Raw genomic sequence first — 18,230 nt, forward strand, 5'->3', positions numbered from 1 at the left:
GGGGTGGCCAGGCTTCAAGCGCGCATTGCAACGCCGGGAAGGATTCGGTTCACCGTAAAATGGATTCGTTTGGCCGCCTATTCATTGCCGCTTCAGGCGTGAAGGATTCTTTTAGGCGGGCAGGATTTTGCCCGCGCCCCACAAGGGAAATGGCCATGAATATCAGTTTCGCCCCCAGTTGCCGCCGCGCCGCGCTCGCTCTCTTTGCGCCAGCGCTCGCACTCTTCGCCGCTCCGGCATGGGCGCAGGGGATGCAGACCGTCGATCCGGACGCGGTGATCGATGCCGACTTGCTCGATAACTCCGGATCGAACACCGGCGGCGGAGGCCTAGACAACGGTTACGTTTACGAGGAAGCGACCCCGCGCTACGAAAGCCCGAGCGAAGCGGCTCGCCCGGTGCTGGATCTGCCGCCTGAGAATTACCCGGCTGCCTCTGCCAGCGAACCGCAAGGCACCGTCGATAGCGTTCCGCCGCAAATGGCCCGGCAGCAGACGGACACGACTTATGCCGAGGACGATTTGATCGGCGCGGCCGAGGGTCTGTTTGGGCAGGGCGCCGAGGGATTGGCGCGCCTGATCCAGGATGTGCTTGCCGATCAAGGCGAGCCCAACGCCTACATTGTCGGTCGCGAGGCAGGCGGAGCCTTCATCCTTGGCGTGCGCTACGGCTCGGGCACGCTGTTTCACGCGGTGGAAGGCAACATGCCGGTTTACTGGACCGGGCCTTCGATCGGCTTCGATGCCGGGGCCAACGCCGGAAATACCTTCGTGCTGGTGTACAACCTCTATGATTCGGAAGACCTTTACGAGCGGTTCCCGGCGGGCGAGGGGCAAGCCTATTTTGTCGGCGGCTTCACCGCCAGCTACGTCCGCCGTGGCGATGTTGTGATGATCCCGATCCGCGTCGGTGCCGGGCTGCGGCTTGGGGTCAATGCCGGATACATGCGCTTCACCCGCGAGCAGACCTGGCTGCCTTTCTGAACCGTCGCCGGGCGCTCGCACCTTGCAGTAAGGCCAGAGCGGCGGCATGGAGCCGCTCATCATGCTGGACCGACTCGACCAACAAGCCCCCGATGCGCTGCTGGCGCTCATCAAGCTCTACAACGCAGATCCGCGTAACGACAAGATCGACCTTGGCGTGGGCGTTTACCGCACTGCGGATGGCGCTACCCCGGTATTCGCCGCGATCAAGGGGGCAGAGCGCCGCCTGGTGGCGGAGCAACCGACCAAGGCCTATCTCGGGCCAGAGGGCGACATGGGCTTTGTCCACGCCCTGGTGCCCCACGTGTTCGGCAGTGCCGCGCCGGAGGGTGGCCGGCTAGACGGAATGCAAACACCGGGCGGCACGGGCGCGGTACGGCTGGCTTTGGCGCTCGCGAGGAAGGCTGGCGTCACTCGGGTGCTGATGGGTGTGCCGAGCTGGCCCAACCACGCGCAGATCCTTGCCGACCTCGGGCTGGAACTGGTGGAGTTCAATCACGCTGGCACTGATGGCGAGGCCGACATGGGAGCGCTTCGGCAGGCGCTTGGCGCCGCTAGAGAGGGTGATGCAGTGCTGCTCCACGGCTGCTGTCATAACCCCACTGGCGTAGATTACACCAACGCGCATTGGGACGAGATCGCTGAGCTGCTGGCGCATAGCCCGGTGTTGCCGGTCATTGATCTCGCCTACCAAGGCCTGGGCGACGGCATGGACGAAGATGCCTATGGAATGCGCGCAGTGGTACGCGCGGTCAGCGAAGTGCTGGTGGCCTACAGCTGCGACAAGAACTTCGGCCTCTATCGCGACCGTGTCGGCGCGTTCTACGTCATCAGTGCCGATGCCGCTGCGACCACGCGGGCGGTATCCAACGCTGCAGCGCTCGCGCGCGCCAACTGGTCGATGCCGCCCGATCACGGCGGCGCGGCTGTACGTCTGGTGCTGGAGGACGAAAGCCTGACTGCGCAATGGCTGGAAGAATTGGCCGACATGCGCAGTCGCATCGGCCGGGTGCGCGCGAAACTCGCCGCATCGAGCAATGCGGGCGGGGTCAATCTGGAACCGCTTGGCCGCCAGAAAGGCATGTTTGCCATGCTGCCTGTGTCGAAGGATCAGGTGCAGCGATTGCGGGACGATCACGGCATCTACATGGCCGGATCGGGGCGGATCAACGTGGCCGGACTGACCACCGACAATATCGATGCCTTTGTCGGCGCACTGGCAGCTGTTGCCCAATAGGTGCCCCTTAAGGGCACAGTTGCGAGCGGGGCGATTGATCTGGATATGTAAAATCGCGTAACGTCCCCCGCTCACAGGGGATGATGTCCGCATGGCTTCGGAAAAGAAGGATTACGGCGCACTGGTCGGCTGGACCTCCACCCGGATGGGGGACCGCGTTGCGCTGCATCTGCAAAGCGTCACCAAGCCGCCGCCGCACCGGTCAGACGATGTCGAATCGCAGATCTACCTGATGGATCGCAACCAGGCGATGCAGTTGGCCAACTACCTGTTTGAAATCGGTGAAACGCAATCCCCCGACAAGAAAGACCGCGGTTGGCTGGCACGGATGTTCGGCTAGGCGATCCTGCCGCGAGATGAACGCGGCATTTCCAAATCCGCGAAAAAAATCCGGGAGCGCTTGATGAGCCAGACACCATATCCAAAGCATGGCGCTCTTGTCGGTTGGGTTTCAACCTCCATCGACGACAGATTAAGCCTGCGTCTTCAAAGCGTAACATCGCCACCGCCGCATAGTGAAGGACAGGTGCACTCGCACATTTACATGATGGATCGCAATCAGGCGGCTCAACTGGCGGACTATTTGTTTGAAATCTGTGGCCAGAGCAGACCCAGCCGACGCGGGCGCGGCTGGTTTGCGCGGATGTTTGGTTAATGCGTTTCGCGTAGCTTCTGCATTCGGTGCAAATAGCGAGCTAGCGTGTCGATCTCCAGATTGACTTCACCACCCTGCCGCATTTCACCCAGCGTCGTGACATCTTCTGTGTGCGGGATGATGTTGAGCGTGAAATGGACGCTGCCGTCGGGCTTGTCCTTGATGGCGTTCACCGTCAGCGAGACACCGTCTACAGTGATCGAGCCTTTTTCGGCAATGTAAGGCGCCAGCGCTGCCGGAGCTGCAATCACGACGTGCATCGAATCGCCCACCGGTTGCCAATCCACCACCGTGCCCACGCCATCGACATGACCGGTAACAATGTGGCCGCCGATTTCGTCCCCCACCCGCAAGGATCGTTCGAGATTGAGCCGCGCATCCCGTTTCCACATGCCGCTGGCAGTGCGCGAAACGGTTTCGCGGCTGACATCGACGGTGAAATGCGCATCCCCTTCACCACCGCCACGATCGACAACGGTGAGGCAAACCCCCGAACAGGCGATACTTGCGCCGATGGCGATATCGGCGGGATCGTAAGGGCAATCGATGCGCAGTCGCAGATCGCCACGCTGGTCGATGTGGGAAACAGTTCCGATGGCGGTGACGATGCCGGTGAACATTCTCTGGTCCTAGCGGGTACGGGTAAAAATCTCGAGCCTGTCGTGGCCGAGTTGGCGGGTGTCGTCCAGTGCCCAGCGATGGTGGGTCGAAGCGAGATCTGTCAGGCCGATATCGTTGAGGCCGGGAAGGCCAGCGCCTATCACAATGGGCGCTCGATAAATCAACAGGCGGTCGACCATGTCTGCGGCAAGGAGGGCTGCGGCAGCGCCCGCGCCACCTTCGACGAAGAGGTAACGCACATTCTCCAGCGCATCGATAGCGTCGGGCGACCCGATCGCCTGCCAGCCAACCGGTGCATCGCCGCGGCTCAGGACGCAGCGCAGGGGATGCCGATGCTCCAAGCCGGGAAGCCGGACATCGAGTTGGGGAGCATCCGCGCGGAGGGTTCCCCCGCCGACAAGGATGGCATCCGCCCGGGCGCGTTCCCGGTGGGCGTGCGCCCTCGCCACCGCGCCGGTGATCCAGCGGCTTTCGCCTTCGGCGGTGGCGATGCAGCCATCGAGGGAGAGCGCGAGCTTGAGCGTAAGGTGCGGGCGGCCGAGCCTCGTCCTGGCCACATGGCCCGACAGGCTTAATGCTTCTGCGCTCCATCCGGCAGTGATCACTTCGGCTCCGCTTTGTGCGATCCGCGCCACGCCCGAACCCGCAGTGCGCGGATCCGGGTCGGCCATTCCGACGACCACTCGCACCAGCCCCGCGGCGGCGGCGAGATCGGCACATGCCGGACCGCGCGCCGATTCGTGCGCACATGGTTCCAGCGTCACATAGAGCGTTGCCCCATGTGCGGATTCTCCAGCTTTCTCCAAGGCAATAGCTTCGGCGTGAGGGCGGCCACCCGGTTGGGTCCACCCGCGACCTACCACCAATCCATCTTTGACAACAATTGCGCCGACACCGGGGTTAGGACTGCTTAGCGGTCTGGCTCGCTCTGCGAGTGCAGAGGCGGCAGCGAGCCAGCGTGCGTCTTCCCGGCCCAGGCTAACTGGTGGCACGCGCGCAATATTCCTCGACCGAGAGCGCCAGTTCTTCTTCGCTCGGCCCTTCGGGTTCGCCTGCCGCAGCGCGTTCAGCCTCCGCCTCTGCCTCCATCGCATCGACATCGACAAAGGTCGCTCGCCCCAGCGTTCGATACATTTCCCTACGCCGCTCTGCCCGCTCGTCCAGCAGCGCCTGTAGTTCGTCCTTCAGCACTTCATTGGCGCAATTGTCGGCGATGATCTCGCCTTCGGTGCGGGTCTCGTCGAGCGTGGTGATGAAGATCAGATCGGGTTGTTCAGGCACCTGGCGCTGAGGTTCCGGGATGAACAGCATGAACAGCGCAAAGGTCGCCGCAATGGCGACGCCGAGAATCTGCCAGCGGTGCGGGGTAGGCTGCTGCCATTGTCCGGCAAAATCCTGCACCGCGCGGCGCGGGGAAATCAGGCGCAAAAATCGCTTCATCCCGTGGAGATAGGCGTAGCAGCGGGGATTCGCCAGTGCGGGGTTGAGTGCGCGTCTAGCCGAACGGAGTGTAGAGCGAGCGGCCCTCCGCCTTAAGCCAGCGGTCGGCGGCGGGGAGATCGCCGTCGAATACACCTGCAAGCAAGGCGTAGAACCTGGGCGAATGATCGAAGTGGACGAGGTGCGCGACTTCGTGCGCGACCACTGATTGACGGACATAATCGGGTGCCATCACCAGCCGCCAGTTGATGCGGATGCAGCGCCCGGTACTCCGCTCGCCCGAACACGAGCCCCACCGCCGCTGCGCCCGGCTGAGCCGCAGCTGCGGCGGATTGAGCCCCGCGCGGTCGCAATAGTACGCGAGGTCACTGCACAATAGGTTCAACGCTTCGCTTTCGAGCCACCGCTGCAGTCGCGCGGCCAGTCGGTCTGCCGGACCACCGAGGTGCAGTTCGTTTCCAACAAGCCGGACCCTGCGCAGCCCATCGGCCTGCCAGCAAATCGTCAGACCTTCGCCGCGAAATAAAATCATCGATCCATCACCGATGGCGCGCGATTCGGGCACCCGTTCCAGTTGCGCCGCGATCCAGTCGACTCTCGCCCTGGCAAAAGTCAGTGCATCGAGAGTCCGTCCCCAGCCAGGCATCGTCACCCGCAATTCGCTGCCATCGGGCGCGAGCCGCATGGTCAGGCGGCGCGAGCGGGGGTGGCGGCGGATGGCGATGGGCAGGGTGCGGCCTGCGACTTCCACCGCCGGATCGCGATGATCGCCGCGCAGCCAGTCCAGCATCAGGAGGCCTTCATCCCTGGCCCCAATCGACGAGGTGATGTTCGAGCGGCCCCGCCTGCGTCTCGCTGATGCAGCGTCCGGCCACGCAGGCCCCGGCCTCGACCATCGCATCGCGGCTGCCGGTGAGCAGGTAATGCCAGTCGGGCAGCGGCTTGTCTTCCGCCCGTCGGCGATAGGCGCAGGAGCCTGGCAGCCAGGCGATTTCCTTCACCAGCCGGGGCGTCAGCCGCAAACAGTCGGGGACGAAGGCCTTGCGGTGGCGATAGTCCATGCAGCGCGCGGTGCCGGTATCGAGCAGCTTGCAGGCGACATTGGTTTCCGAGATCGCCCCGGTGTCGTCATCCTCCAGCTTGTGCAGGCAGCAGCGGCCGCAGCCGTCGCACAGGGCTTCCCACTCCTCGCGCGTCAAGACATCGAGTTCCAGCTCCCAGAACCGCTCCCTCATCGCACCCATTTTTCGAGCTCCGCCGCCACCGCTTCGCCCGATTGTTCCACCGGCAGCAGCGCCATCGGCTGGCCTTCGCGATCAACCAGATAGCCTGAGCGGGAATGATCCATCAGATAGCCGCCTTCGGCATTGGGTTCGAGCTTCGAATAGTAGGCGAAGTAATTGGCCGCTGCCGCCTCGACCTGCTCCGGCGATCCCGTCAGGCCGATCAGGCCTCCGGGGAAATTGCCGATGAATTCACCGACCACTTCAGGCGTATCACGCTCGGGATCGATGGTGATAAAGATCGGCTGCACGTCGGCGGCCACTTCGGGATTGTCTTGTGCAAAAGCTTCATAACCCTGCATCATTCGCGCCACATCGAAGGGGCAGACATCCGGGCAATAGGCATAGCCGAAATAGACCATCTGGTACTTGCCCGCAAAATCCGCATCGGTCACCTGCGCGCCGCTGGTGTCGACCAGATCGAACCCGCCTACGACGGCAGAACCATAGAGCGGCGGATCGGCGGCGGGTGGAGCGGCCCCGCCGCAGCCGCTCAAAAGCAGCAGGGCGGCAAGGCTGGCGAACAACGGGCTATGTGCGGGCATGACGAAGCGTTCATGCTCTGCTAACGCCGTGCAAGCAAGGTGCGCATTCGATCCCCGAGGGGCTTTTTGCGCAGAATTCGGATCAACAGGAGGAACGGGTGGCCAGCGTCGCTCTTCGCAACATCATCGCACTTGTCGCTGCCGGAGCAGGCCTTGCCCTGGCAACGCCCGCCGCGGCACAGTTCTATTCGGAAGGCTACGAATTCCTCGAAGCGGTGAAGGACCGCGAAGGGACCGAAGCCACCGAAATGCTCAACACGCCGGGCAGTACGGTGATCAACTCGCGCGATATCAGCAACGGTGAAACGGGCCTGCACATCGTGGTAAGCCGGCGGGATATCGTCTGGACCCGCTGGCTGCTGCAGGAAGGTGCCAATCCCAATATCGCCGACAATCGCGGCCGCACGCCGCTGATCGCAGCCACCGAAATCGGCTTCCTCGAAGGGGTGGAGGCGCTGCTGCGGCGCGGGGCGCAAGTCGATGTCGCCAACGCTACCGGCACCACGCCGCTGATGTCGGCAGTGCTGACGCGCAATGTCGAGCTGATGGAGATCCTGCTCGAAGGCGGAGCCGATCCGGACCGGACCGACAACACCGGACGCAGTGCCCGCGACTATGCGCAGGAACGCGGGGTCCCCCCGCGCATCCTCGCCGCCATCGAAGCCAGCGAACGCGATGAGAGCGAAGGCGGCGGGCGCAGCTATGGGCCGGTGTTCTGACATGGTGGCCGCGATGGACGATCTGACGCTCGACGAACTGCGGGTTGCGCTCGCTCCTGAAATCGCGCTTGCCGCCATGTTCGACGGCTGGAGCGATGCGGCGCTGGTGGCGGCGGCAGAAGGGCAGGGCGTCGATCCGGCGGTGGCGCGGCTGGCCTTTCCCGGCGGGCCGATGGACATGATCGATGCATGGGTTTCCTCGGTCGATGCGAAAATGCAGGCGCACTTTGCCGACGGGCGGCTGGGCAACATGCCCATCCGGGAGCGCATTCGCAGCCTTGTCTGGTTCCGGATCGAAGCCATCGAAGGGCTGGAGGAATCGCTCTCGCGCGCCATGACGGTGCAGGCAATGCCGCAGAATGTCCCTGCCGCACTGAAGCAGGGCTGGTCCAGCGCGGACAAGATGTGGCGGCTGGCCGGCGATGTGGCCACCGATTACAATCACTACACCAAGCGAGCGATCCTCGCTTCGATCTACGCCGCCACGCTGGCGGTGTGGAAAAGCGATGAGAGCGAGGACAAGGCCGAAACCCGTGCCTTTCTCGACCGCCGGATCGACGGGGTGATGAAGTTCGAAAAGGCCAAGGCGCAATTGCTGGGCAAGGAACGCGAGCATTTCGACCTGGCGCGGTTTCTTGGCCGCCTCCGCTATCCGCAATCCTAGCAGCGATACTATTGCGAACCAGTTGCAATTAGCTTGAGGCTCTGGCACGGGCTTGCCGGTGGAACCACAGCTCACACTTGATAACCTTGCACCGCTTGCGCGGGCAGAAATCCTCAGCGTCGATTGGGCCGCGCTCGCGCCCGACGAAGGCAAGCGGCTGCGCGCGCTCGGCCTTGATGAAGGCGCGCGGGTGGCGGTGGCCCATCGGGGGATGTTCTTTGGCAAGGATCCGATTGCGCTGATGATAGGTCGTTCGCTGGTGGCCGTGCGCCGCGTCCATGCCCGCGCCATGACGGTGCGCAAGCTGTGACGCGCCCATGACTCGTCTCCGCACCGCCGCGCTGGTCGGCAATCCCAATGCAGGCAAGAGCGCGCTGTTCAACGCGCTCACCGGAGCGCGCCAGAAGATCGCCAACTATCCCGGCGTAACCGTGGAACGAGTGAGCGGGCGGATGCTGCTGCCATCGGGCGAGCCGGTGGAACTGATCGACCTGCCGGGTTCGTATTCGCTCGATGCTGCCAGCCCGGACGAGGAAGTGACGCGGCAAGTGGTGCTGGGCGAGTTTCCGGGTGAAGTGCAGCCCGAAACGCTGGTGGTGGTGATCGATGCCGCCAATCTCGATCAGCACCTGGTCTTCGCGCAGGAAGTGATCGCGCTCGGCCGCCCGACGGTGGTGGCGCTCAACATGGTCGATCTGGCGGAGCGCGACGGGCTGGTGCTCGATCCCGATGCGCTGGCCATGGCGCTCGGCGTGCCGGTGGTGCCGACCGTGGCGGTGCGCAAGCGCGGGCTGGAAGCCCTGGGCGAAGCGATCGCCGGGGCCGAGGGGCAGGACCTGTCCGCCCGCCACAGCGTTGCCGCGCTGACCCTGCCGGAGCGACGCTTCGCAGCGCACACGATGGCGCAGGGTGCGACACTGGCCGAAAGCGCGACGCACCGATTGCATACCCATCTCGACAAGGTGCTGCTGCACCGCTGGCTCGGCCCGCTGGTGCTGTTCGCCTTGCTGTTCGTGATGTTCCAGGCGGTGTTCGCCTGGGCCGATCCGCTGATCGGGGCGCTTGAGGGACTTGCCGAAGGCGCGAGCAGCGTCGTCACCGGGGCCATGCCGGAAAGTTTCCTGCGCGACCTGATTACCGAAGGCGTGATCGCGGGGGTCGGCTCGGTGGTGGTGTTCCTTCCGCAGATCGTGATCCTGTTCGCCTTCATCCTGCTGATGGAGCAATCGGGCTACATGGCCCGCGCGGCCTTCATTATGGACCGCCTGATGGCGGGTGTCGGCCTTTCGGGCCGCAGTTTCATTCCGCTGCTCTCCAGCTTCGCCTGCGCCATTCCCGGCATCATGGCCACCCGTGCGATTGCCGATCCCAAGGACCGGCTGACCACGATCCTGATCGCCCCGCTGATGACCTGTTCGGCGCGGCTGCCGGTCTATGCGGTGATTATCGGCGCGGTGATTCCGGCCAGATCGGTCGGTCCGAGCATCGGCTTGCAGGGGCTGGTTCTGTTCGGGCTCTATCTGGCGGGGATTGTCGGCGCGATGGCGGCGGCACTGGTGCTGCGGCGCACGGTGACCAAGGGCACCGCTTCGGGCTTCATTATGGAACTGCCCAAGTACCAATGGCCCCCAATGCGCGACCTGCTGCTCGGGCTGTGGCAACGCGCGTGGGTGTTCCTGCGCCGCGCGGGCACGATCATCTTTGCCGCCACCGTTATCCTGTGGCTGCTGCTGACCTTCCCCAAGGCCGAACCGGGCGAAAGCCAGCTCGATGCTTCGGCTGCCGGACAGATCGCCAATGCCATGCATCCCGCTTTCGCACCGATCGGCTTCCAGCGCGAGATGACCTTGGCGCTGGTGCCAGCGATGGCAGCGCGCGAGGTGGCGGTATCCTCGCTGGCGACGACCTATGCGGTGGAGCAGGGCGACGAGGCGGAGACCGAACTGGCGCTGCGCGACCAGATCGCCCTGCGCTGGAGCCTGCCGACCGCCCTCGCCTTCCTTGCGTGGTTCGTGTTCGCGCCGCAGTGCCTCTCCACCATCGCGGTGGCGCGGCGGGAGACGAACGGCTGGAAATGGCCGCTGTTCATGCTGGCCTACCTGTTCGCGCTGGCCTACATTTTTGCCGGGCTGACCTACTGGATCGCGGTTTCGTTGGGATTATAGCCCAGCTAGTCTGCTCCATTGTGGACAGTACAGGCCCGTAGGGGTGGCGCAGCACCGGACGCTTCGTTAAGCCTTTTGCCCACACCAGAGAGGAATCGAATCGAATGGCCGGCAGCCTCAACAAAGTCATGCTCATCGGCAACCTCGGAGCCGATCCCGAAGTCCGCAGCTTCCAGAACGGTGGCAAGGTGTGCAACCTGCGCATCGCCACCAGTGAGAACTGGAAGGACAAGAACACCGGCGAGCGGCAGGAACGCACCGAGTGGCACACCGTGGCAATCTTCAACGAAGGGTTGGCCGGCGTTGCCGAGCGGTTCCTGAAGAAGGGCAGCAAGGTCTATCTCGAAGGCCAGTTGCAGACCCGCAAGTGGCAGGACCAGCAGGGCAATGACCGCTACTCGACCGAGGTCGTGCTGCGCGGCCCCAACTCGGTGATGACCATGCTGGATGGAGCGCCCGGTGCGGGCGGCGGTTCAGGCGGCGGCGGTGGTGGTGGAGGCCAGCGCGGTGGTTACAGCGGCGGCGGCGGCGGCCAGTCCTCGGGCGGCTGGGACCAGGGCGGCGGCTCCAAGGGTGGATCCGGCGGTGGCATGGGTGGCGGCTCGGGCGGCGGTTCGAACTACGACGACCTGGACGACGATATTCCGTTTTGATCCGGGTTTTTGGGCGCTGATCAAACCTTCGGGAACAGGGCCCCCAGCTTCCACGTCTCACCCTTGAAGCAGCAATCGAGAATCGCCTGGTGGCGACCTCTGTCGCCGCCGACGTAGCTGTTCACCTGTTCAAACGGGATCTTGTAGCTGGTACGGATGCGGCTCACTTCCTCGCTGGTGTAGCGGGTGAGATATTCTGTCACCCCTTCGATCAGGTCCGGCCATTGCCCGCCGCGCTCATAGCAGGTGGGATAGAGGAACCGGTGCGTCAGGTAGTGCAGGTATTCGTGCACCAGCGTGCCCCAGAGGATGCTTTCGCTTTTCTTGACGTAGATCTTGCGCTTGAAATTGCGATAGTCCGAAGCAACGAAGGCGTTGACGTAGCCGACGAAGTCGCCGGATTCCTGCGTGAAATTGTTCGCCGCCTTGAAGCAGGCGTTATAGGTCAGCGCGAATTTGATGGCGAACTGGTCGGGCTCGAGAAATTCGAAAATCTCGTCCACCCCGTTCGCGTCGAGGCCATCGGCATACTGGCCCTTGTACGTCGAACGGACCAGATCGACCGCCCTTTGCGCATCCCGCATATCGAGCATGGCATTCCCCCCGCCTGCTGCATCTCATCCCCGCCAAGAATGACTCGGATCGAATGAATTTACAATCGGAATCAGGGCCGAAATGGCGCGACCCGCTCAGCCCTTGAGCAGCCCCTTCAGCGCCGCCGCAAGCGGCCCTTCCGCGCCCGCCTCCAGCAGCCCCTGTTCGCGGCGGAAAGCATCGGCATTGGGCCCTTCAACGTAGGGATCGATCGCCAGTGCCAGCGTTTGCGCCACGGCCTCGCCCAGATCGATACTGGTGCCCGCATAGCCCACTTCGTCAAGTTCGTCGGCGGCCAGTTCCACCTCGGTGTCGGGCTGCGCCACTTCCAGCCGCTCGGCGGGAACGAATCGCAGGTCGATTTCCTCGCGCACGGTGAGCGGCAGGTCCTCGCCCGATACCGCACAACTCTGCACCACTTCGGCGATGAGCGTGCCCCTGGCATGGATGTCCGCGCCCTTGGCTTCGAGCGACAGCTCGGCAGACAGGCTGGAAATCGATACGATATCGAAACGCCTGGCCAGCGCCGCCCGCTCAGCCTCGTTTGCCGTCACCGTCACCGGCTTGATGGTAATCCCGCGTAGATCGAAGGGGCGGGAGAATTCGGGTGTGTCGCTCATGGCCGCAAATGCCCCGCCAGCAGCACTGCATCGTCAACCTTGTTGAGGTCGACAGAAAGCGCCCGCGTGCGCACGGCGAGCGCGAAGGGCTTCTTCGCCTCGTCCGCCAGTCGCACATTGCGCTGCAGAATCGCCGCCAGCGCCGCATCGCTTTCGCTCATGCTTTCGCGCAAGCTGCCGATCCGCCCCCCTAGCGCGCTCATCAGCTTGCCCATGTTCTTGCCCACCATCAGGTCGCCGACGCCCGAATCGCGTAGCTGGCGATCCATGTCGGCAACGAACAGTTCGGTGAGCAGCGCGGTCTTGGGGCCAAGCGTGTCGCTGTCTTCCATTCGCAGCAGCACCAGGCTGAGCACCAGCGAGATCATGTCGAAACGGCCTTCCACAGTGTCTGCCACTCCGCATTGCGCATACCATTCCTCCTCGCGGCTGGTGGCGACCACGGCGTACCATAGCGGGCGCAGTTCGTCGCGGCCGTCTTTGCCGAGAAGGCGCTGGATAAAGGACATGGACACTTGCGCCTTTCGGGCTTGTTAAGCGGTGGTTCAATGGTTCGCCCACAGCTGTGCGTTGCACCCGCGCGCAGGCTCCCCTAAGGCTTGCCGCTGATATAGGGCCGACCATGGGCAAGGCAATTGCCCCGAAGTTGGTGCCTGATGGTTTTGGCAAGGATAGTGACTATGGGTTCGATCGTGCGGATGGCAGCGCTGGCAGGCCTGGGCCTGGCCGTTGCCTTCACTGGGGCGGGATGCTCCTCGATCACCAATCACCGGGGCTACATCGTCGATGAAACGCTGGTCTCCTCGGTGCAGCCGGGGCTGGACAACCAGCAATCGGTGCGCGGCACGTTGGGCCAACCATCGATGGTCAGCCAGTTCGGCGATCCGGTGTGGTATTACATTTCCAGCCGGACCGAGCAGGCCCCGTTCCGCCAGCCCCGGATCAACCAGCATTCGGTGCTGGCGGTGCATTTCGATGCGGCGGGCAACGTCGTCTCGACAGAGCGGAGCGGGATGGACCAGGTGGCGCGCATCGATCCCGAAAGCGAGACCACGCCGACGCTGGGGGTCGAACGCAGCTTCCTTGAAGACCTGTTCGGCAACATCGGCACGGTCGGCACCGGCGGTGCGCCGGGCGGCGGTGCTGGCGGCGGCGGGGGCGGTTAACTTCCACACCGCTTGAAGCCGAACGGGGTGCGCTCCATATTCCCCCAATGAGCGACAGCAAGGCGAGCCACGGCCTGATCCAGTGGCACGGAACCACCATCATCGGTGTCCAGCGTGGCGGCAAGACCGTGATCGCGGGTGACGGCCAGGTCTCGATGGGCAACACGGTGATGAAGCCCAACGCGCGCAAGGTCCGCCGGCTGGGTGAAGAGGGCAAGGTGATCGCGGGTTTCGCCGGCGCGACCGCCGATGCCTTCACCTTGTTCGAACGGCTGGAAAAGAAGCTGGAGCAGTATCGCGGCCAATTGCTGCGCGCTGCGGTGGAACTGGCCAAGGACTGGCGGACCGACAAATATCTCCGCAATCTCGAAGCGCTGATGATCGTGGCCGACAAGGACGTGCTGCTGGTGCTGACCGGCAATGGCGACGTACTGGAGCCGGACGCGGGGATTACCGCGATCGGATCGGGAGGCAACTATGCCCTCGCCGCCGCGCGTGCGCTGGCGGATTATGAAGAAGACGCGGAAGTGATCGCGCGCAAGGCGATGGCAGTAGCTGCCGATATCTGTGTCTTCACCAATGGCAATGTGACGCTGGAAAGCGTGTAATTTGAAAAGCCCCGTCCCGCTCGCAGGAGGGGAGAGACAGGAAAAAATGGACAACCTCACCCCCAAAGCCATCGTCGCCGCGCTCGACGAGCACATTGTCGGCCAGCAGGATGCCAAGCGCGCGGTTGCGGTGGCGCTGCGCAATCGCTGGCGGCGGCAGCGGCTCAGCCCCGAATTGCGCGACGAGGTAACGCCCAAGAATATCCTGATGATCGGCCCGACCGGCTGCGGCAAGACCGAGATCAGCCGGCGGCTGGCGAGGCTGGCCGAAGCGCCGTTCGTGAAAGTGGAAGCGACCAAGTTCACGGAAGTTGGCTATGTCGGGCGCGATGTCGAACAGATTGCCCGCGATCTGGTCGAGGAAGCGATCCGACTGGAGAAGGAACGCCGCCGCGAGGCAGTGCGCGAAGCGGCGAGCGAGGCGGCGATGCAGCGGCTGCTCGATGCATTGGTCGGCACCAGCGCCAGTGCCGCCACGCGCGAGAGCTTCCGTCAGCGGGTGGTCGAAAACGCGATGAATGAGACCGAGGTCGAGATCGAAGTTGCCGAAGCGGGGGGGATGCAGATGGACATCCCCGGAATGCCCGGCGGCGCGACCATGATCAACCTGTCGGAGATGATGGGCAAGGCCTTCGGCGGTCCGCCCAAGAAAAAGCAGAAACTGAAAGTGCCGGTGGCATGGGACCGGCTGGTGGACGAAGAAGCCGAAAAGCGCATGGACCAGGACGATGTCGCCCGCGTGGCGCTCGCCAATGCCGAGACCAACGGGATCGTCTTCCTTGATGAGATCGACAAGATCGCCGTCTCCGACGTGCGCGGCGGTTCGGTGAGTCGCGAAGGCGTGCAGCGCGACCTGCTGCCGCTGATCGAAGGCACCACGGTGGCGACCAAGTACGGGCCGATGAAGACCGACCACGTGCTGTTCATAGCCTCTGGGGCGTTCCACGTCGCCAAGCCCTCCGACATGCTCCCCGAATTGCAGGGCCGCCTGCCAATCCGCGTCGAACTGCGCAGCCTGACCGAGGAAGACTTCGTCCGTATCCTCTCCGAAACCCGCGCCAATCTGGTCAGCCAGTACAAGGCACTGCTCGGAACCGAGGACCTGACGGTGGAAATGGATGACGAGGCGGTAAAGGAAGTCGCCCGCATCGCCGCGCAGGTGAACGAAAGCGTCGAAAATATCGGCGCGCGGCGCTTACAGACGGTGATGGAAAAGCTGTTCGAGGAACTGAGCTTCGAAGCCGAGGACCGCAAGGGAACGAGCGTGACGGTTGACGCGGCCTATGTCCGCGAAAGGTTGAGCGCGCTGGCGGGGGACAGCGATCTGAGCAAATATATCCTCTGATCGCTCCCCGCTCGACCGCTACACCGCAACCGACATGTTCGGCTGCGGAAAGGCCTCCGGCCAGCGGAAGCTGAGCAGCCGCGACTTGGGGTAGGGGCGCAGGCTCACTGCATCGCCCTGGTTACCCCCGAGGAGGATCAGATTGTCACCTTCCACCCCGGCGAGGAAGGCGACATGGCCCTTCCAGCTGCGCTTGCTGACGCGCCACAATACCGTGACGGCGCCGTAGTGATAGGAATTGGTCGGCACGGCATTGCCCCAGGTCAGCCAAGATCGCGCATTTGCGCGCCCGGTGCCTTCGAGGCCGATCTGCGCCATCACCCAGTTGGCGAATGCAGAACACCAAGCCGTTTCGTCATCGCGGGTACCCCCGGCGCAGGTGGCATGATATTCGAGAATCCGCGGCGTGTGGCGCGCTCCGCGCGTTTCGCGGGTGTGGAATTCCTGCAAGGCCACCTGCATCCAGGGAAACTGGCTGGAGTCGGCAAAGCTGGCCATCATCGATGGCGCGGGGACGAATTCCTGGGGGCAGACAAGACCTTCGGTCACGATACAATCCTCTCGAAAGGAGTTTCTGATCGCGGCCCGTTTCTTGCTCTTGGCATTTTCCATAGCTGAAAATGCCACGCAAATCCATTCGCATCTGATCCGGGAACTCAGGGATGCGGGGCCAGTCCGATTTCCACCCCGGTCTTGTCCGTCAGCGCGAAGCGATCGACCAAGTCGGCGCTGGCTTCGTTGAGGCCAACCACCTGCACGCTGCGGCCATTGCGGCGCATCCTTTCGACCACCTTGTCGAGCACGTCCACGCCTGAAATATCCCAGAAATGCGCGCGGCTGACATCGATCACCACGTGGTCCGCCGGATCGGGCCGCTCGCTTTCTCGACCGAAGGCTTTCGAGAAGCGATCGACACTGGCGAAGAAGATCTGCCCGGTCACGGTGTAGGTGGCAGTCTGCTCGTCGCGCAGCCGGGTTACGCCGAACATTGAGCGCACCTTGCCGGTGAAGAAGATGCCCGACAGCAGCACGCCCACCAGAACGCCAAGCGCCAGGTTGTGGGTGCCGACCACGACGACCACCGTGGCCACCATCACCACGCTGCTTTGCCACGGATGATGGCGCAGGTTCGGAATCGAGTTCCAGCTGAACGTGCCGATGCTGACCATGATCATCACCGCCACGAGCGCCGCCATCGGAATCTGCCCGACAACCGGGCCGAGTGAGGCGAGCAGGATCAGCAGGGTGAGGCCGGAGGTGAAAGTGGAGAGCCGCCCGCGCCCGCCGCTGGTGACGTTGATCACCGACTGGCCGATCATCGCGCAGCCGCCCATGCCGCCGAAAAATGCCGCGACCACATTGGCAATGCCCTGGCCGCCGCTTTCGCGCTGCTTGTTCGAATCGGTGTGGGTCATGTCGTCCACGATCTGCGCGGTAAGCAGGCTTTCGAGCAGTCCGACCGCCGCCATCGTTGCCGAATAGGGCGCGATGATCGCCAGCGTTTCCCAGGTCAACGGCACATCGGGCCAGACGAAATAGGGCAGGCCTTCGGGCAGCTCGCCCATGTCCGACACGGTGTTCACCTCCATGCCCAGCCCGATGGTAAGCGCGCCAAGCACGATAATCGCGACCAGCGGCGAGGGGACGGCGGTGGTCAGGCGCGGCAGCAGGTAAATGATCGCCAGCGCGCCCCCGACCAGCGGATAGGTAATCCACGGCACGTCGATCAGCTGCGGCAATTGTGCCATGAAAATCAGGATTGCCAGCGCATTGACGAAGCCGGTGATGACGCTGCGCGAGACGAATTGCATCAGCAGGTCCAGCCGCAGTGCGGCGGCGATGAGCTGGAAGATCCCCATCAGGATCGTCGCGGCGAACAGGTATTCCACCCCATGATCGCGCACCAGCGGGATGACGACTACCGCGACGGCCGCAGTAGCAGCGGAAATCATGCCCGGCCTCCCGCCGGTGAAGGCGATGACCATGGCGATACAGATCGAGGCATAGAGGCCGACGCGCGGATCGACCCCGGCAATGATCGAAAAGCCGATGGCTTCGGGAATGAGCGCGAGGGCGACGACGATCCCGGCAAGAATTTCGGCGCGCGGATTGGTGAGCCAGTCGCGCTTGAGCGATTCCAGATTGGGCATTTTGAACCTTTGGGCTGTTGGACGATGCAGCACAGCGGCCAGCTCACCGCCCGCGACAGTCGCGGGGAAGTGGATGTATTGGCAATCGCTGCAAGTGCTGAATAGTTATCCCGGGGATAGGCGCCGGGCCGAGCCACCCGGCATGCCGGGTCCAGCGGATGGGCGGCCACCTATGCCAAAGGAGCGATCAAGGCAAGCTAGAGCACTTTCCGACCAATCCGGGTCATCGTGATCGCGTGATCCGGATTGGTCGGAAAGTGCTCTAGTCGGCGTATTCCTCGGGATACCAGAATACGTCGTGGCAGGCCTTGCACACCGGTTGCAGGTCGTTGACCAGTGTTGTGACCCGTGCCGCGTCGCGGGCGAGCGCGGCTTGGTGCAACTGCCCGGTGTGCACGGCCATTGCTTGCGCAAAAGCGCGGTAGGCCTGCGGCTCGGCGTCGAGCCGCGCCTGGATCGCGGCGAGATCGGTGCCCTCGGGCGGATCGGTCAGATCGCCCGCCGGATCGGCCGCCACGAAAATCTCGGCAGCGGCCATGCGCTGGGCCTGCTCGTCAAGCCGCGCGGCATTGGCGGTCAGCGTGGCCCACTTCGCGTCGTCCATCAGCGCGGGATCGAAATTGCCGTTGTCGTCCATCACTTCGACCTGGAGGTTCCAGATCGCTTCGGTCGGCGGGTTGATGTGCTCGACCATGCCCTCGCGCACGAAATAGCTGTTGGCCGCTGGTACCGTCGCGCAGGCTGCCACCAGTGCCAGTCCTGCTATCGCCAGTGCCCGCATC

At 63.8% G+C, this 18,230-nt stretch carries 24 protein-coding genes; 12 read left to right on the forward strand and 12 right to left on the reverse strand.

The genetic code is table 11. The features are described 5' to 3' along the window. Nucleotides 1-149 precede the first annotated feature (149 nt). The 4 genes from JY451_04580 (at nucleotide 150) to JY451_04595 (ending at nucleotide 2,875) form a co-directional block, all read left to right on the forward strand. Complete coding sequence (locus JY451_04580; protein QZH75868.1) at nucleotides 150-983, forward strand: DUF1134 domain-containing protein; 834 nt, start codon at nucleotides 150-152, stop codon at nucleotides 981-983. Between the two features lie 61 nt (nucleotides 984-1,044). Continuing rightward, nucleotides 1,045-2,220, forward strand: coding sequence for an aspartate/tyrosine/aromatic aminotransferase (locus JY451_04585; GenBank protein QZH75869.1), 1,176 nt, complete (start codon nucleotides 1,045-1,047; stop codon nucleotides 2,218-2,220). Nucleotides 2,221-2,311: 91 nt separating this feature from the next. Further along, on the forward strand, nucleotides 2,312-2,560 hold the full coding sequence (locus JY451_04590; GenBank protein ID QZH75870.1) for a hypothetical protein: 249 nt from the start codon (nucleotides 2,312-2,314) through the stop codon (nucleotides 2,558-2,560). 63 nt (nucleotides 2,561-2,623) lie between these two features. Then, nucleotides 2,624-2,875, forward strand: a complete 252-nt coding sequence (locus JY451_04595) for a hypothetical protein (protein QZH75871.1) — start codon at nucleotides 2,624-2,626, stop codon at nucleotides 2,873-2,875. On the opposite strand, the gene JY451_04600 is transcribed toward JY451_04595, so the two are convergent. The 6 genes from JY451_04600 to JY451_04625 are packed head-to-tail and all read right to left on the reverse strand — an operon-like array spanning nucleotide 2,872 to nucleotide 6,764. Beyond that, nucleotides 2,872-3,495: a riboflavin synthase gene (locus JY451_04600; GenBank protein QZH75872.1), complete on the reverse strand. Its 624-nt coding sequence runs from the start codon at nucleotides 3,493-3,495 to the stop codon at nucleotides 2,872-2,874. The two genes, JY451_04595 and JY451_04600, sit on opposite strands and share 4 nt — an antisense overlap. Nucleotides 3,496-3,504: 9 nt before the next feature. Further along, nucleotides 3,505-4,590: a bifunctional diaminohydroxyphosphoribosylaminopyrimidine deaminase/5-amino-6-(5-phosphoribosylamino)uracil reductase RibD gene (ribD, locus tag JY451_04605; protein QZH76557.1), complete on the reverse strand. Its 1,086-nt coding sequence runs from the start codon at nucleotides 4,588-4,590 to the stop codon at nucleotides 3,505-3,507. Then, complete coding sequence (locus JY451_04610; protein QZH75873.1) at nucleotides 4,475-4,936, reverse strand: hypothetical protein; 462 nt, start codon at nucleotides 4,934-4,936, stop codon at nucleotides 4,475-4,477. The genes ribD and JY451_04610 overlap by 116 nt, the downstream gene beginning before the upstream one ends. A 55-nt stretch (nucleotides 4,937-4,991) precedes the next feature. Further along, on the reverse strand, nucleotides 4,992-5,726 hold the full coding sequence (locus tag JY451_04615) for a M48 family metallopeptidase (GenBank protein QZH75874.1): 735 nt from the start codon (nucleotides 5,724-5,726) through the stop codon (nucleotides 4,992-4,994). Between the two features lie 10 nt (nucleotides 5,727-5,736). Next, complete coding sequence (locus JY451_04620) at nucleotides 5,737-6,180, reverse strand: YcgN family cysteine cluster protein (GenBank protein ID QZH75875.1); 444 nt, start codon at nucleotides 6,178-6,180, stop codon at nucleotides 5,737-5,739. After that, complete coding sequence (locus JY451_04625) at nucleotides 6,168-6,764, reverse strand: SCO family protein (protein QZH75876.1); 597 nt, start codon at nucleotides 6,762-6,764, stop codon at nucleotides 6,168-6,170. Before JY451_04625 ends, JY451_04620 begins: the two co-directional genes overlap by 13 nt. A gap of 98 nt (nucleotides 6,765-6,862) precedes the next feature. On the opposite strand from JY451_04625, the gene JY451_04630 reads away from it, so the two are divergent. The 5 genes from JY451_04630 to ssb all read left to right on the forward strand — a co-directional run bounded on the left by JY451_04630 (nucleotide 6,863) and on the right by ssb (nucleotide 10,965). After that, the gene (locus tag JY451_04630) at nucleotides 6,863-7,483 is read left to right on the forward strand and encodes an ankyrin repeat domain-containing protein (protein ID QZH75877.1); all 621 of its coding nucleotides are present in this window, start codon (nucleotides 6,863-6,865) and stop codon (nucleotides 7,481-7,483) included. Nucleotide 7,484: 1 nt separating this feature from the next. Then, nucleotides 7,485-8,147 (forward strand): COQ9 family protein, encoded by a 663-nt coding sequence (locus tag JY451_04635; protein QZH76558.1) that lies wholly within the window; start codon nucleotides 7,485-7,487, stop codon nucleotides 8,145-8,147. Nucleotides 8,148-8,205: 58 nt separating this feature from the next. Next, a complete protein-coding gene (locus JY451_04640; GenBank protein QZH75878.1) occupies nucleotides 8,206-8,457 on the forward strand; it encodes a ferrous iron transport protein A in 252 nt (83 codons plus the stop codon). A gap of 7 nt (nucleotides 8,458-8,464) precedes the next feature. Next, nucleotides 8,465-10,312: a ferrous iron transporter B gene (locus JY451_04645; GenBank protein ID QZH75879.1), complete on the forward strand. Its 1,848-nt coding sequence runs from the start codon at nucleotides 8,465-8,467 to the stop codon at nucleotides 10,310-10,312. Nucleotides 10,313-10,416: 104 nt separating this feature from the next. Beyond that, entirely contained in the window at nucleotides 10,417-10,965 is a 549-nt protein-coding gene (gene ssb / locus JY451_04650) for a single-stranded DNA-binding protein (GenBank protein ID QZH75880.1), read from the forward strand. Between the two features lie 20 nt (nucleotides 10,966-10,985). Here ssb and JY451_04655 read toward each other — a convergent pair whose 3' ends face one another. The 3 genes from JY451_04655 to JY451_04665 all read right to left on the reverse strand — a co-directional run bounded on the left by JY451_04655 (nucleotide 10,986) and on the right by JY451_04665 (nucleotide 12,688). Next, entirely contained in the window at nucleotides 10,986-11,558 is a 573-nt protein-coding gene (locus JY451_04655) for a hypothetical protein (protein QZH75881.1), read from the reverse strand. 96 nt (nucleotides 11,559-11,654) lie between these two features. Continuing rightward, nucleotides 11,655-12,179, reverse strand: coding sequence for a DUF177 domain-containing protein (locus JY451_04660; GenBank protein ID QZH75882.1), 525 nt, complete (start codon nucleotides 12,177-12,179; stop codon nucleotides 11,655-11,657). After that, nucleotides 12,176-12,688 carry a ubiquinol-cytochrome C chaperone family protein gene (locus JY451_04665; protein ID QZH75883.1) on the reverse strand — a complete coding sequence of 171 codons (513 nt, stop codon included), beginning with the start codon at nucleotides 12,686-12,688 and terminating at the stop codon, nucleotides 12,176-12,178. Before JY451_04665 ends, JY451_04660 begins: the two co-directional genes overlap by 4 nt. Nucleotides 12,689-12,859: 171 nt before the next feature. Between JY451_04665 and JY451_04670 the strand changes: the two genes are divergently transcribed. The 3 genes from JY451_04670 to hslU all read left to right on the forward strand — a co-directional run bounded on the left by JY451_04670 (nucleotide 12,860) and on the right by hslU (nucleotide 15,298). Beyond that, nucleotides 12,860-13,345: an outer membrane protein assembly factor BamE gene (locus tag JY451_04670; protein QZH75884.1), complete on the forward strand. Its 486-nt coding sequence runs from the start codon at nucleotides 12,860-12,862 to the stop codon at nucleotides 13,343-13,345. Nucleotides 13,346-13,419: 74 nt separating this feature from the next. Beyond that, nucleotides 13,420-13,953: an ATP-dependent protease subunit HslV gene (gene hslV, locus JY451_04675; GenBank protein QZH76559.1), complete on the forward strand. Its 534-nt coding sequence runs from the start codon at nucleotides 13,420-13,422 to the stop codon at nucleotides 13,951-13,953. 46 nt (nucleotides 13,954-13,999) lie between these two features. Further along, entirely contained in the window at nucleotides 14,000-15,298 is a 1,299-nt protein-coding gene (gene hslU, locus JY451_04680) for an ATP-dependent protease ATPase subunit HslU (protein QZH75885.1), read from the forward strand. Between the two features lie 18 nt (nucleotides 15,299-15,316). Here hslU and JY451_04685 read toward each other — a convergent pair whose 3' ends face one another. From JY451_04685 to JY451_04695, 3 genes are all read right to left on the reverse strand, one after another. After that, nucleotides 15,317-15,847, reverse strand: coding sequence for a TIGR02594 family protein (locus JY451_04685; protein ID QZH75886.1), 531 nt, complete (start codon nucleotides 15,845-15,847; stop codon nucleotides 15,317-15,319). Nucleotides 15,848-15,954: 107 nt separating this feature from the next. Further along, nucleotides 15,955-17,448, reverse strand: a complete 1,494-nt coding sequence (locus tag JY451_04690; GenBank protein ID QZH75887.1) for a SulP family inorganic anion transporter — start codon at nucleotides 17,446-17,448, stop codon at nucleotides 15,955-15,957. Nucleotides 17,449-17,710: 262 nt separating this feature from the next. After that, a complete protein-coding gene (locus JY451_04695) occupies nucleotides 17,711-18,229 on the reverse strand; it encodes a cytochrome c (protein QZH75888.1) in 519 nt (172 codons plus the stop codon). Between the last annotated feature and the right edge of the window lies 1 nt (nucleotide 18,230).

This window comes from Erythrobacter sp., assembly GCA_019739335.1.
Taxonomy (GTDB): domain Bacteria; phylum Pseudomonadota; class Alphaproteobacteria; order Sphingomonadales; family Sphingomonadaceae; genus Alteraurantiacibacter.

Excerpts from the sequence above, each read along its gene's own strand:
- JY451_04585 (QZH75869.1), top strand. The coding sequence starts at position 1,045 with ATGCTGGACCGACTCGACCAACAAGCCCCCGATGCGCTGCTGGCGCTC.
- JY451_04695 (QZH75888.1), bottom strand. The coding sequence starts at position 18,229 with ATGCGGGCACTGGCGATAGCAGGACTGGCACTGGTGGCAGCCTGCGCG.
- JY451_04625 (QZH75876.1), bottom strand. The coding sequence starts at position 6,764 with ATGCCCGCACATAGCCCGTTGTTCGCCAGCCTTGCCGCCCTGCTGCTT.
- JY451_04620 (QZH75875.1), bottom strand. The coding sequence starts at position 6,180 with ATGGGTGCGATGAGGGAGCGGTTCTGGGAGCTGGAACTCGATGTCTTG.
- JY451_04600 (QZH75872.1), bottom strand. The coding sequence starts at position 3,495 with ATGTTCACCGGCATCGTCACCGCCATCGGAACTGTTTCCCACATCGAC.
- hslU (QZH75885.1), top strand. The coding sequence starts at position 14,000 with ATGGACAACCTCACCCCCAAAGCCATCGTCGCCGCGCTCGACGAGCAC.
- ssb (QZH75880.1), top strand. The coding sequence starts at position 10,417 with ATGGCCGGCAGCCTCAACAAAGTCATGCTCATCGGCAACCTCGGAGCC.
- JY451_04615 (QZH75874.1), bottom strand. The coding sequence starts at position 5,726 with ATGCTGGACTGGCTGCGCGGCGATCATCGCGATCCGGCGGTGGAAGTC.
- JY451_04635 (QZH76558.1), top strand. The coding sequence starts at position 7,485 with ATGGTGGCCGCGATGGACGATCTGACGCTCGACGAACTGCGGGTTGCG.
- JY451_04610 (QZH75873.1), bottom strand. The coding sequence starts at position 4,936 with ATGAAGCGATTTTTGCGCCTGATTTCCCCGCGCCGCGCGGTGCAGGAT.
- JY451_04670 (QZH75884.1), top strand. The coding sequence starts at position 12,860 with ATGGGTTCGATCGTGCGGATGGCAGCGCTGGCAGGCCTGGGCCTGGCC.
- JY451_04690 (QZH75887.1), bottom strand. The coding sequence starts at position 17,448 with ATGCCCAATCTGGAATCGCTCAAGCGCGACTGGCTCACCAATCCGCGC.
- JY451_04665 (QZH75883.1), bottom strand. The coding sequence starts at position 12,688 with ATGTCCTTTATCCAGCGCCTTCTCGGCAAAGACGGCCGCGACGAACTG.
- JY451_04595 (QZH75871.1), top strand. The coding sequence starts at position 2,624 with ATGAGCCAGACACCATATCCAAAGCATGGCGCTCTTGTCGGTTGGGTT.
- JY451_04660 (QZH75882.1), bottom strand. The coding sequence starts at position 12,179 with ATGAGCGACACACCCGAATTCTCCCGCCCCTTCGATCTACGCGGGATT.
- JY451_04655 (QZH75881.1), bottom strand. The coding sequence starts at position 11,558 with ATGCTCGATATGCGGGATGCGCAAAGGGCGGTCGATCTGGTCCGTTCG.
- JY451_04580 (QZH75868.1), top strand. The coding sequence starts at position 150 with ATGGCCATGAATATCAGTTTCGCCCCCAGTTGCCGCCGCGCCGCGCTC.
- ribD (QZH76557.1), bottom strand. The coding sequence starts at position 4,590 with ATGCGATGGAGGCAGAGGCGGAGGCTGAACGCGCTGCGGCAGGCGAAC.
- JY451_04590 (QZH75870.1), top strand. The coding sequence starts at position 2,312 with ATGGCTTCGGAAAAGAAGGATTACGGCGCACTGGTCGGCTGGACCTCC.
- JY451_04645 (QZH75879.1), top strand. The coding sequence starts at position 8,465 with ATGACTCGTCTCCGCACCGCCGCGCTGGTCGGCAATCCCAATGCAGGC.